This window comes from Algibacter miyuki, assembly GCF_030409805.1.
GTDB lineage: Bacteria > Bacteroidota > Bacteroidia > Flavobacteriales > Flavobacteriaceae > Algibacter > Algibacter miyuki.
This window is the reverse complement of sequence record NZ_JAUFQP010000013.1, coordinates 243,949-257,879: the sequence shown is the minus strand read 5'-3', so window position 1 is coordinate 257,879 and position 13,931 is coordinate 243,949. Positions and strand designations below refer to the sequence as shown.

9 protein-coding genes are annotated in these 13,931 nt (G+C 35.0%); 1 reads left to right on the top strand and 8 read right to left on the bottom strand.

Annotated elements, in window-relative coordinates; genetic code table 11:
• Positions 1–2 precede the first annotated feature (2 nt).
• Positions 3–524 carry an isopentenyl-diphosphate Delta-isomerase gene (gene idi, locus QWY92_RS13390; RefSeq protein WP_290272106.1) on the bottom strand — a complete coding sequence of 174 codons (522 nt, stop codon included), beginning with the start codon at positions 522–524 and terminating at the stop codon, positions 3–5.
• Positions 525–767: 243 nt separating this feature from the next.
• Positions 768–1,415: a response regulator transcription factor gene (locus QWY92_RS13385; RefSeq protein ID WP_290272103.1), complete on the bottom strand. Its 648-nt coding sequence runs from the start codon at positions 1,413–1,415 to the stop codon at positions 768–770.
• A 264-nt stretch (positions 1,416–1,679) separates the two neighbouring features.
• On the opposite strand from QWY92_RS13385, the gene QWY92_RS13380 reads away from it, so the two are divergent.
• Positions 1,680–3,269 carry a peptide chain release factor 3 gene (locus QWY92_RS13380; RefSeq protein WP_290272101.1) on the top strand — a complete coding sequence of 530 codons (1,590 nt, stop codon included), beginning with the start codon at positions 1,680–1,682 and terminating at the stop codon, positions 3,267–3,269.
• Positions 3,270–3,387: 118 nt separating this feature from the next.
• Here QWY92_RS13380 and QWY92_RS13375 read toward each other — a convergent pair whose 3' ends face one another.
• From QWY92_RS13375 to rplA, 6 genes are all read right to left on the bottom strand, one after another.
• Positions 3,388–3,705: a DUF3467 domain-containing protein gene (locus QWY92_RS13375; RefSeq protein WP_290272099.1), complete on the bottom strand. Its 318-nt coding sequence runs from the start codon at positions 3,703–3,705 to the stop codon at positions 3,388–3,390.
• Between the two features lie 167 nt (positions 3,706–3,872).
• On the bottom strand, positions 3,873–8,174 hold the full coding sequence (gene rpoC / locus QWY92_RS13370) for a DNA-directed RNA polymerase subunit beta' (RefSeq protein WP_290272098.1): 4,302 nt from the start codon (positions 8,172–8,174) through the stop codon (positions 3,873–3,875).
• A gap of 74 nt (positions 8,175–8,248) precedes the next feature.
• Positions 8,249–12,061, bottom strand: coding sequence for a DNA-directed RNA polymerase subunit beta (gene rpoB, locus QWY92_RS13365; RefSeq protein ID WP_290272096.1), 3,813 nt, complete (start codon positions 12,059–12,061; stop codon positions 8,249–8,251).
• Positions 12,062–12,249: 188 nt separating this feature from the next.
• On the bottom strand, positions 12,250–12,624 hold the full coding sequence (gene rplL / locus QWY92_RS13360) for a 50S ribosomal protein L7/L12 (protein WP_290272094.1): 375 nt from the start codon (positions 12,622–12,624) through the stop codon (positions 12,250–12,252).
• A 60-nt stretch (positions 12,625–12,684) separates the two neighbouring features.
• Positions 12,685–13,206, bottom strand: coding sequence for a 50S ribosomal protein L10 (gene rplJ, locus QWY92_RS13355; protein ID WP_290272092.1), 522 nt, complete (start codon positions 13,204–13,206; stop codon positions 12,685–12,687).
• Between the two features lie 19 nt (positions 13,207–13,225).
• Positions 13,226–13,915 (bottom strand): 50S ribosomal protein L1, encoded by a 690-nt coding sequence (gene rplA, locus QWY92_RS13350; protein ID WP_290272091.1) that lies wholly within the window; start codon positions 13,913–13,915, stop codon positions 13,226–13,228.
• Between the last annotated feature and the right edge of the window lie 16 nt (positions 13,916–13,931).

Genomic DNA, 13,931 nt, shown 5'->3' with positions numbered 1-13,931 from the left:
ATTTAAGATAGGTTTATGTGCTCGTAAAATTTCTCGAATATAATTTTAAACCATGCGGTGTATTCTTCTGGATTTTGTTTCATGTCGACTTTTATATCATCGAGACTCATCCACTTCCAGCTTGCCACTTCCTCTGGGTTTATTACGGGTTCCTCATTTGAGTATCCAATCATGATATGGTCGTACTCATGTTCGGTTAATCCATTATCAAAAGGCGCTTTATAAATAAAGGATATGCTTTCTTTAAGTGGCACTACAAACCCCATTTCTTCTTGCAAGCGTCTTTTACCAGCTTCAAGATTACTTTCACCATCACGTTGGTGACTGCAGCAAGTATTTGTCCATAATCCTGGCGAATGATATTTATCTAAAGCCCGTTGTTGCAACATGAGTTCGTTTTTATCATTAAAAACAAAAACTGAAAATGCACGATGCAATACGGCTTTTTCATGGGCTTCTAATTTAGGCATTAAACCTATTTGTTCATCTTTTTCGTTTACTAAAACAACTTTTTCTTCCATCATAGAATACAAAAATACCAACTAATTTTTAATAATTAGAACAATACTAAATTAAACATATTATGTGGCTTAGAAATTCTTTCTTTTCATCTATTTAACAAATTTGTTTTCAATTCATCAGAAACCTTTCTGTTTATTTATATCAAAACCATGTACAAATAGAAAGACACCTTAATAATGGAAATAAAAAAACCCACATCATTTGATATAGGTTCTAAAATACTTTGAAGTTAAAAAAACAAGCCATTATTTTAACTTGTTATTTTTCAATTTATCCAATGCGTCCGATTTATTATTAACATCTAGTTTACAGTAAATATTCTGAATATGAAAATTAACCGTACTATGTGTTATAAAAAGCGTTTCAGCTATAGCTTTATACGTGTATCCTTTGGTAAACAAATTTAAAATTTCGGCTTCCCGTTCAGAAAATATATTTTCAACAATAAAATCGTCTTCCTTCTGATTTCGAAGCATGTTAACAATTTGCTTAGACACATCGCCTGTTAACGGCATACCGCCTACTAAAACAGATTCCAAAGCATTCAACAAACTATCCTTACTAATGGGTTTGGTTAAGTAACCATCAACCCTACTTTCAATAAAATCTAAAATATAATCGACTTCATCGTGTACACTTATTAGAATAATTTTAATCGATTCATTAAGCGTTTTAAACTTTTTTACACCTTCTATACCGTTTAATCCAGGCATAGAAATATCACTAACAATAATATCTGGTTGTACATTGTCGTAATTCTTAAGCGCACTGGTTACAGTACTATACATCCCTATTAACTCAAAACCTTCGTAAGAGTTTATGTAATACTCATAAGCATCTAAAAGTACCTCGTCATCCTCAATTACAATTACCGACGTCTTGTCATTTTTCATAATTTATTATTAAAATCTAGCAATTTACATTTGAAATATCAGTTATTTCGCACTCCCTCAAGACGAAATAAGGTATAAATTTAGACAAAACATTTTAAAAAATCGCAAAATTATGAGTGAGTTATCAAACTAACTTTCATTAAAGCAGGTGATATGGGGCAAAACTTCATTTTTTCTGATGATAGACAACCTATTTAACCCGCTTATAATACTGTAATATCTATATTTACACTTATATTTGCACTCGCTTTTCAACATGAATTTATGAGTTTTTTAAAAGAAATACAACGCAGACGAACTTTTGGTATTATTTCGCATCCCGATGCCGGAAAAACAACCTTAACAGAAAAATTACTACTATTTGGTGGCGCCATACAAGAAGCTGGTGCCGTAAAAAGTAATAAAATAAAGAAAGGAGCTACGAGTGACTTTATGGAAATTGAGCGTCAGCGTGGAATTTCGGTAGCAACATCGGTACTTGCTTTTGAGTACAATGGCATCAAAATAAATATTTTAGATACGCCTGGTCACAAAGATTTTGCTGAAGATACTTTTAGAACACTTACCGCAGTAGATAGCGTTATTGTTGTTATTGATGTTGCAAAAGGTGTTGAGGAACAAACAGAAAAACTGGTTGAAGTTTGCCGAATGCGAAACATCCCTATGATAGTTTTTATCAATAAAATGGATCGTGAAGGTAAAGATGCTTTCGATTTATTAGATGAAGTTGAACAAAAATTAGGGTTGAAAGTTGCGCCATTAAGTTTCCCTATTGGTATGGGTTACGATTTTAAAGGGATTTATAATATCTGGGAGAAAAACGTTAATCTATTTAGCGGTGATAGCAGAAAGGATATAGAAGAAACTATTGAAATTTCAGATTTGGCTTCGCCGGAATTAGACAAGTTGATTGGAGAAAAAGCAGCAAACACACTTCGTGAAGAAATTGAACTTGTTGAAGGTATTTATCCTGAATTTGATAAAGAAACCTACCTCAATGGTGAACAACAGCCTGTATTTTTCGGTTCGGCCTTAAACAATTTTGGAGTTCGTGAATTGTTAGATTGTTTTGTTGAAATTGCTCCAAAACCAAGACCAAAACAAAGTGAAGAACGTCTAGTAAAACCAGACGAAGATAAATTTACGGGGTTTGTATTTAAAATACATGCCAACATGGATCCAAACCATAGAAACCGTTTAGCTTTCGTTAAAATAGTTTCGGGTGAATTTAAAAGAAACGCACCATACTTGCACGTACGCCATAATAAGAAGGTGAAATTTTCTAGTCCGAATGCTTTTTTCGCTGAAAAGAAAGAGATTGTAGATATCTCCTATCCTGGTGATATTGTAGGTTTACAAGATACCGGAACGTTTAAAATTGGAGATACTTTAACAGAAGGTGAAATTTTAAACTATAAAGGTGTACCGAGTTTTTCTCCAGAACATTTTAGATATATTAATAATGCCGACCCATTAAAATCCAAACAACTTTTTAAAGGAATCGACCAATTAATGGACGAAGGTGTTGCGCAATTATTTACTTTAGAACTTAACGGACGAAAAGTGATTGGAACCGTTGGAGCGCTTCAGTATGAAGTTATTCAATACCGATTAGAACACGAATATGGTGCTAAATGTACCTACGAGAACCTCAATGTATTTAAAGCCTGTTGGGTTGAACCAAAAGACCCTAAAAACGATGAGTACAAAGAGTTTGTGCGAGTAAAGCAACGTTTTCTTGCAAAGGATAAACAAAACCAATTGGTGTTTTTAGCCGATTCCTCGTTCTCTTTACAAATGACACAACAGAAATACCCAAGTATTAAGTTTCATTTTGTTTCTGAATTTAAATAATAGAAATTGATTTTTTAGCCCAAAAAAAGAAGTGATCTCATACATATTTCACCTTTATAAATTGGAGGTATAAAAAAAGCCCTTTGAATATTTATATTCAAAGGGCTTTTTTTATAATTTAAGCTTGTCCAGTGGGTCCAAAATTCAAAGGGATTGGAGGTTGTTCATAATCCTTAATCTCGCCATGAGCATGCTCAAAACGGGTTACATTCTCACCTAAAGCTTTAAGTAAGCGCTTGGCATGTTGCGGTGTTAAAATAATTCGTGATTTTACCTTACTTTTTGGTACACCAGGCATGATGTTTACAAAATCGACTACAAATTCGGAAACCGAATGATTGATAATTGCCAAGTTAGAATAGGTTCCTTCTGCAACTTTTTCGTCCAACTCAATATTTATTTGCCCCTGCTTAGGAGCCTCTTTTTCGTTTGCCATTGAAAATTATGTTTTTAACCCCCATGGGTATGGAAGCCTTATTATTTATTGTTTTCAAAAAAAAAGTCCCACTATAAATTTAGCAGGACATTTTTTATTTAATCAGAATCTCAACCTGCGTTGAGCGTAAATAATTGAGATTCCCGCTTTCGCAGGAATCGCAATTATTAATTATAATTTAATTCTTGTTTTACTTGCATCATTTCGTCAAACTCTTCTTTTGAGCCTACGATAATGTCTGTATAACGTCTCATACCTGTACCTGCTGGAATTCTATGTCCAACAATTACATTCTCTTTCAGACCTTCTAAAGAATCTACCTTACCAGCTACTGCTGCTTCGTTAAGTACTTTAGTTGTTTCCTGGAAGGAAGCCGCTGAAATAAACGATTTGGTTTGAAGTGATGCTCTCGTAATACCTTGTAGTATTGGAGTTGCCGTTGCTGGCTGTGCATCTCTTGCAGAAACAAGCGCTTTATCTTCACGACGTAATATAGAGTTCTCGTCTCTTAATTCGCGAGGTGAAACAATTTGACCTGCTTTTAAGTTTGTAGATTCTCCAGCGTCATCAACCACTTTCATTCCGAAGATTTCATCATTTTCTAAAATGAAATCCGCTTTATGAGCTAATTGATCTTCTAAGAAAATTGTATCACCAGAATCGATAATTCTAACTTTACGCATCATTTGACGTACTACAACCTCGAAGTGCTTATCGTTAATTTTCACACCTTGTAAACGGTATACCTCTTGTACTTCGTTCACTAAGTATTGTTGCACTGCAGATGGACCTTTGATATTTAAAATATCGTTAGGCGTAATAGAACCATCAGATAAAGGCATACCTGCTTTTACGAAATCATTTTCTTGAACAAGAATCTGACTTGATAATTTCACTAAGTATTTCTTAATATCTCCAGTTTTCGATTCGATAATAATCTCACGGTTACCACGTTTGATTTTTCCGAAAGAAACCACACCATCAATAGCACTAACAACTGCTGGGTTAGATGGGTTACGTGCTTCGAATAATTCAGTTACACGAGGTAAACCACCCGTAATATCACCTGCTTTAGCAGATTTACGAGGTATTTTAACTAAAATCTTACCAACGATAACTTTTTCACTATCGTCAATCATAATGTGTGCTCCAACTGGTAAGTTGTAAGAACGCATTGTTTCTCCTTTAGAATCTTCAATATGAAGCGTTGGAATAAGCTTTTTGTTTCTAGATTCAGAAATTACTTTCTCTTGGAAACCTGTTTGCTCATCTATTTCTACTTGGTAAGTAACTCCTTGTTCGATGTTTTCATACCTTACTTTACCAGCAAATTCTGAAACAATAACACCGTTATATGGATCCCAAGAACAAACTTCATCACCTTTAGATAGTTTCTGACCATTTTTAACAATAATCGTAGAACCGTAAGGAATGTTATTTGTACTTAATACAATACCTGTTTTCTTATCAATAAGTTTAAGTTCAGATGTACGAGAGATTACAACATCAATATCGTTTCCTTCGTTATCTTTACCTTTAACTGTTTTTAAATCTTCAATTTCTGCAACACCATCAAACTTAACAATTAATTTGTTTTCTTCTGAAATGTTACCTGCAATACCACCTACGTGGAATGTACGAAGTGTTAACTGTGTACCTGGTTCTCCAATAGATTGTGCAGCAACTACACCTACAGCTTCACCACGTTGTACCATTTTTCCGGTAGCCAAGTTACGTCCGTAACATTTAGCACAAATACCTTTTAAAGCCTCACAACTTAATGCAGAACGTACTTCTACGCTTTCAATTGGAGATGCTTGAATGGTTTTAGCAATATCATCTTCGATTAACTGACCAGCTGAAACTAACAACTCATCGGTTAATGGATTATAAACATCATTTAAAGATACACGCCCAACGATTCTTTCTTCTAAAGTTTCAACAACTTCATCATTTTTCTTCAATGGTTCAACTTCTACACCTCTTAATGTTCCACAATCTTCTGTGTTAATAATAACATCTTGAGAAACATCTACTAAACGACGTGTTAAGTAACCTGCATCGGCGGTTTTAAGAGCCGTATCCGCAAGACCTTTACGAGCACCGTGCGTAGAGATAAAGTATTCTAAAATTGAAAGACCTTCCTTAAAGTTAGAAAGAATTGGATTTTCAATAATAGATCCCCCACCTGCAGTAGATTTTTTAGGTTTCGCCATTAATCCACGCATACCTGTAAGCTGACGAATCTGTTCTTTAGATCCCCTTGCTCCAGAGTCAAGCATCATAAACACCGAGTTAAACCCTTGTTGATCTTCACGAATACGTTTCATAGACAACTCTGTTAATTCAGCATTTGTCGATGTCCAGATATCAATAACCTGGTTGTAACGTTCGTTGTTTGTAATAAGACCCATGTTATAGTTTCCGGTAATACCTTCAACTAACGTGTTAGCCTTATCAATCATTGATTGTTTTTCTGGTGGAATAATAATATCACCTAAACTGAATGATAGACCACCTTGGAATGCAAACTTAAATCCTAACGTTCTAATCGCATCTAAGAAATCAGCCGTTTCAGGAACAGAAGTTGCTTTCAAAATATCACCAATAATATCTCTTAAAGATTTCTTGGTTAATACTTGGTTAATATATCCAGCTGCCTGTGGTACGTGTTGGTTAAATAACACACGACCTACAGTAGTTTCAATAATCATTTTATCAAGTTTACCATCTTCATTAAGACCGATAGTTCTAACTTTAATACCAGCATTTAAGTCTACCATTTCTTCATTGAAAGCAATTTCTACTTCCTCTGGAGAATAAAATGTTAAACCTTCACCTTTAATTGGCACTTCTGGTGTAGACGTACGTAGCTTGGTCATGTAGTACAGACCAAGTACCATATCCTGAGAAGGTACCGTTACTGGCGAACCGTTAGCTGGATTTAAGATATTATGAGATGCCAACATTAATAATTGACATTCTAAAATAGCTTCTGGTCCAAGAGGTAAATGCACCGCCATTTGATCTCCATCGAAATCGGCGTTAAATGCCGTACATACTAATGGGTGTAATTGAATCGCTTTACCTTCAATTAATGTAGGTTGAAACGCTTGAATACCCAAACGGTGTAACGTAGGTGCGCGGTTTAATAATACTGGATGCCCTTTAAGAACGTTTTCCAAGATATCCCAAACCACTGGTTCTCTTTTATCTATAATTTTCTTTGCAGATTTTACAGTTTTTACGATACCTCTTTCAATTAGTTTTCTAATTACGAAAGGTTTGTAAAGTTCTGCTGCCATGTTTTTAGGCAATCCACATTCGTGTAACTTTAATTCTGGTCCAACAACAATTACCGAACGTGCAGAATAATCAACACGCTTACCAAGTAAGTTTTGACGGAAACGTCCTTGCTTACCTTTTAATGAATCGGATAATGATTTTAACGGACGGTTAGAATCTGTTTTTACAGCTGAAGATTTACGTGTATTATCGAATAACGAATCTACAGATTCCTGTAACATACGTTTTTCGTTACGTAAAATAACTTCTGGTGCTTTTATCTCAACCAATCTTTTCAAACGGTTGTTACGAATAATTACACGACGGTATAAATCATTTAAATCTGAAGTTGCGAAACGACCACCATCTAACGGCACTAAAGGACGTAATTCTGGTGGAATAATTGGCACAACCTTCATAATCATCCATTCTGGACGATTTTCTCTATTGTTGTTAGATTCTCTTAACGCTTCAACAACTTGTAAACGTTTTAAAGCTTCTGTTTTACGTTGTTTAGACGTTTCAGTATTTGCTTTATGACGTAATTCGTATGATAACGTTTGTAAATCGATACGTGCTAATAAGTCGATTAAACATTCAGCACCCATTTTAGCTAAAAACTTGTTAGGGTCTTCATCATCTAAATACTGATTGTCTTGTGGAAGAGATTCCATTACGTTTAAGTACTCTTCTTCCGTAAGGAAATCCATTTTTTGTAATGGTTCACCTTCTTCATTTTTAGCATTACCAGGTTGAATTACGACGTAACGTTCGTAATAAATAATCATATCTAATTTCTTAGATGGTAAACCTAATAAGTATCCTATTTTGTTTGGTAACGAACGGAAATACCAAATATGAGCAACAGGTACAACTAAGTTGATGTGCCCTACTCTATCACGACGTACTTTCTTTTCGGTTACTTCTACACCACAACGGTCGCAAACGATCCCTTTGTAACGTATTCTTTTATATTTACCACAAGCACATTCGTAATCCTTTACAGGGCCGAAGATACGCTCGCAGAACAAACCATCACGTTCTGGTTTGTGTGTTCGATAATTGATAGTTTCAGGTTTTAAAACTTCACCTCTAGATTCTGCTAAAATAGACTCTGGTGATGCTAAACCAATTGAGATTTTATTAAACCTCTTTACTGTATTCTTATCTTGTTTTCTTGCCATTTTTCTAGTATTCAGTATTCAGTATTCAGTCGGCAGTATTTACTCCCAACTGATCACTGATTACTAGTTTTTTTTTATTCCTCTAATCTGATATCCAATCCTAAACCTTTCAATTCGTGCATAAGTACGTTGAATGATTCTGGTAATCCTGGATCTGGCATTGGTTCACCTTTTACGATTGCTTCGTAAGTTTTAGCTCTACCAATAACATCATCAGATTTTACAGTTAAAATTTCTCGTAAAGTACTTGATGCTCCATAAGCCTCAAGTGCCCAAACTTCCATCTCACCAAAACGTTGACCACCAAATTGTGCTTTACCACCAAGAGGTTGTTGTGTAATTAATGAGTAAGGTCCGATAGAACGTGCGTGCATTTTATCATCAACCATGTGTCCTAGTTTCAGCATGTAAATCACACCAACAGTTGCTGGTTGATCAAAACGCTTCCCTGAACCACCATCGTATAGATAAGTATGTCCGTATCTTGGAATTCCAGCTTCATCTGTAAATCCGTTAATTTGCTCTATAGTTGCACCATCAAAGATTGGTGTTGCATAAGTACGACCTAATTTTTGACCTGCCCATCCAAGAACAGTTTCATAAATTTGACCAATATTCATACGAGAAGGTACACCAAGTGGGTTTAATACAATATCAACCGGTGTTCCATCTTCTAAGAAAGGCATATCTTCTTGACGAACGATACGAGCAACAATACCTTTGTTACCGTGACGTCCTGCCATTTTATCTCCAACTTTAAGTTTACGTTTTTTAGCGATATAAACTTTAGCAAGTTTGATAATACCAGCTGGCAACTCATCTCCTACAGAAATTGTGAACTTCTCGCGACGTAAACCACCTTGTAAATCGTTTTCTTTAATTTTATAGTTGTGAATTAAATCGGCAACTAAAGTATTCGTATGCTCATCTGTTGTCCATTTACCTGACACTAAATGCGCATAATCATCAACAGCATTTAACATTTTAAGTGTGAACTTTTTACCTTTTGGTAATACTTCTTCACCTAAATCGTTAAAAATACCTTGAGCAGTTTTTCCGTTTACGATATTGAAAAGTTTTTCGATTAAAACATCTTTTAAATCATCAAACTTTCTGTCGTATTGCGCTTCTAAAGCTAAGATATCATCTTTATCTTGAGCTCTTTTACGCTTATCTTTTACGGCTCTTGCGAACAATTTCTTTTCGATAACTACACCGTGTAATGATGGAGAGGCTTTTAAAGAAGCATCTTTTACATCACCCGCTTTATCACCAAAGATAGCACGTAATAATTTTTCTTCAGGTGTTGGATCTGATTCTCCTTTTGGTGTAATTTTACCAATTAGGATATCGCCAGGTTTAACCTCGGCACCAACACGAATCATTCCGTTTTCATCTAAGTCTTTAGTAGCTTCTTCTGAAACGTTAGGAATATCATTAGTTAATTCTTCGTTACCTAATTTAGTATCTCTAACTTCAAGAGAATACTCATCAATATGAATTGATGTAAAGATATCTTCACGAACAACTTTTTCTGAAATTACAATCGCATCCTCAAAGTTATACCCTTTCCAAGGCATAAAGGCTACTTTCATGTTTCTACCTAAAGCTAACTCTCCTTTTTGAGTAGCATAACCTTCACATAAAACTTGACCTTTGCTTACTTTATCACCTTTAACCACAATTGGTTTTAAGTTGATAGAAGTACCTTGATTCGTTTTTCTGAATTTTACTAATTTATAGGTCTTGATATCGCTATCGAAACTTACTTTAGCTTCATCTTCAGTACGATCGTATCTAATTTTAATTTCGTTTGCATCAACATAAAGTACTTCACCAGTACCTTCAGCATTAATTAAAACTCTAGAATCTGAAGCGACTTGACGCTCTAAACCAGTTCCTACAATTGGTGCATCTACTCTTAATAATGGTACTGCTTGACGCATCATGTTAGATCCCATCAAGGCTCTATTCGCATCATCATGTTCTAAGAACGGAATTAACGACGCCGAGATAGACGAAATCTGGTTTGGTGCAACATCGGTATAATCTAATTTTGCTGGATCGATTACCGGGAAGTCACCTTCCATTCTTGCAATTACCTTATCATGTAAAATTTTACCATTCTCGTCAACCTTAACAGTTGCTTGAGCGATTAATTTTTCTTCCTCTTCTTCAGCACTTAAGTATGTTGGTTCATTAATGATATCAACAACACCATCGGTTACTTTTCTATAAGGCGTTTCGATGAATCCCATTGAATTCACTTTTGCAAATACAGAAAGTGAAGAAATAAGACCAATATTTGGTCCCTCAGGAGTTTCAATTGGGCACAAACGTCCGTAGTGCGTATAATGCACATCACGAACCTCGAAACCTGCGCGTTCACGAGATAAACCCCCTGGTCCAAGAGCTGATAAACGACGCTTATGCGTAATTTCCGCTAGTGGATTGGTTTGATCCATAAACTGAGATAATTGGTTTGTTCCGAAGAAAGAATTAATAACAGACGATAATGTCTTGGCATTAATTAAATCGATTGGTGTAAATACCTCGTTATCACGAACGTTCATACGTTCACGAATAGTACGAGCCATACGTGCTAAACCAACACCGAATTGAGAAGATAATTGCTCACCAACTGTACGTACACGACGGTTAGATAAGTGATCAATATCATCAATCTCTGCTTTAGAGTTGATTAACTCAATTAAATATTTTATAATAGTTATGATATCTTCTTTGGTAAGCACTTGCTTATCCATACCGATATCCAACTGTAACTTTTTGTTCATTCTGTAACGCCCAACTTCTCCTAAAGAGTAACGTTGGTCTGAGAAGAATAATTTATCAATTATTCCACGTGCAGTTTCCTCATCTGGCGGCTCAGCATTACGTAATTGTCTATATATATGTTCAACAGCCTCTTTTTCAGAGTTTGTTGGATCTTTTTGAAGTGTGTTATGGATTATGGCATAATCACCTTGTTCCGTACTTTCTTTATGTAAAAGAACCGTTTTAACATCAACTTCAAGAATTTCTTCTATGTTTTCTTTATCTAAAATGGTGTCACGATCAAGCACAATTTCATTACGCTCGATAGATACAACTTCACCAGTATCTTCATCAACAAAATCCTCATGCCATGTGTTTAAAACACGTGCTGCTAATTTTCTTCCTAAGTACTTTTTTAAACCAGATTTTGATACTTTAACTTCTTCAGCTAAATCAAAAATCTCTAAAATATCTTTATCACGCTCAAATCCGATAGCACGGAAAAGCGTTGTAACAGGTAATTTTTTCTTTCTATCAATGTAGGCATACATCACTTGGTTGATATCCGTAGCGAACTCAATCCAAGATCCTTTAAATGGTATAACCCTTGCTGAATATAATTTTGTTCCATTGGCGTGAAAAGACTGACCAAAGAATACGCCCGGAGAACGGTGTAATTGCGATACAACAACACGCTCAGCACCGTTGATACAAAAAGTACCAGAAGGTGTCATGTAAGGTATAGTTCCTAAGTATACATCTTGAACAATGGTTTCGAAATCTTCATGTTCAGGATCTGTACAATATAACTTTAACCTCGCTTTAAGCGGTACGCTATATGTTAATCCACGTTCAATACACTCTTCAATAGCATATCTTGGAGGATCTACGAAGTAATCTAAAAATTCTAAAACGAATTGATTACGAGAATCGGTAATTGGAAAGTTTTCCATGAAGGTATTATATAAACCTTCATCACCTCTTTCTTCAGATTTTGTTTCTAATTGGAAAAAATCTTGGAAAGATTTAATCTGAATATCCAAAAAGTCGGGGTAATCTGTCTTATTTACAATAGACGAGAAATTTAATCTTTCAGCTTGTGTTGACAACATCAATAGACGGAATTATGATTAAAAAAATAGTGATAGTGCTTTAAAACACTAATTAAACTGCAAAAAACAAGTCAAATAATTTGAATTGTTTTGTAAACTTTTGGTATAAATGCTATTATACACAAAATGGTCTAGGTCTGGTAGCGCGTGCTCCAGACCTAAACCTTTATGTTGTTGAGTTGTTAAGCTTATTTAAGCTCAACCTCAGCTCCTGCTTCTTCTAACTGAGCTTTTAAAGCTTCAGCTTCGTCTTTAGTTACAGCTTCTTTGATTGGACTTGGTGCATCATCAACTAAACCTTTAGCTTCTTTTAAACCTAAACCAGTTAATTCTTTAACTAATTTTACAACAGCTAACTTAGAGCTACCTGCAGCTTTTAAAATAACATCAAATTCAGTTTGAGCTTCTTCAGCGTCACCACCAGCAGCAGGACCAGCAACAGCAACTGCAGCAGCAGCAGCAGGCTCGATACCGTACTCATCTTTTAATATAGTTGCTAACTCATTTACTTCTTTTACAGTAAGGTTAACTAATTGTTCTGCGAAATCTTTTAAATCTGCCATTTTTCTATCGTTTTAATAAATTTTAATAATATAATGTAATAAAGTGCGTACTATTTAATACTATTCTGATCTCTCAGAAAGTGTTTTGATAAGTCCAGCTATTGTTCCACCACCTGATTTAAGTGCTGAAATAACGTTTTTAGCAGGCGATTGTAATAATCCTACTATCTCTCCGATTAACTCTTCTTTAGACTTGATATCTACTAACATGTCTAATTGATCGTCACCGATATAAACAGACTCCTCGATAAATGCTCCTTTTAATAAAGGTTTATCAGATTTTTTACGGAATGTTTTTATAAGTTTTGCTGGTACATTTCCTGTTTCAGAATACATCACTGATGTATTTCCTTTTAAAACAGAAGGAAGGTCTCCGAAATCTCTTTCAGACGCTTCCATTGCTTTTTCAAGTAATGTATTTTTTACAACTGCTAATTTTACATCTGCCTTAAAACAAGCACGACGTAAGTTTGAAGTAGTAACTGCATTTAATCCTGAAATATCAGCTAAATAAATATTAGCGTTATTAGCTAATTCTACAGTTAAGTCCTCAATTACTTGTGATTTTTCTTCTCTTGTCATAATAAAAGTTTTAACTTAATTAACCAATTTTAGGATCAATAGCTATACTTGGGCTCATTGTAGAAGACATAAAAATGCTTTTTACATAGATACCTTTTGAAGCCGTTGGTTTCAGTTTCATTAAAGTTGTTAATAATTCATTTGCATTACCTGCAATTTTATCAGCACTAAAAGATGCTTTACCTATAGCAGCGTGTACGATACCTGTTTTATCAACTTTAAAGTCAATTTTACCAGCTTTTACTTCTGTTACAGCTTTTGCTACATCCATAGTTACTGTACCTGTTTTTGGGTTAGGCATTAAACCACGTGGGCCTAATACACGTCCTAAAGGACCTAATTTACCCATAACACTTGGCATAGTAATAATTACGTCAACGTCTGTCCAACCACTCTTGATTTTATCAAGGTACTCATCTAAACCTACGTAATCTGCCCCAGCTTCTTTAGCTTCCGCTTCTTTGTCTGGTGTTACTAATGCTAATACTTTTACATCTTTACCTGTACCGTGTGGAAGTGAAACAACACCTCTCACCATTTGGTTAGCTTTACGAGGATCTACTCCTAAACGTACCGCTAAATCTACAGATGCATCAAATTTCGCGTTCGAAATTTCTTTGATTAATGCAGACGCTTCATTAAGAGAATAAATTTTACCCTTTTCAATTTTTGCTAAAGCCTCTTTTTGCTTTTTTGTTAATCTTGCCATTTTCTAATGTCTTTAA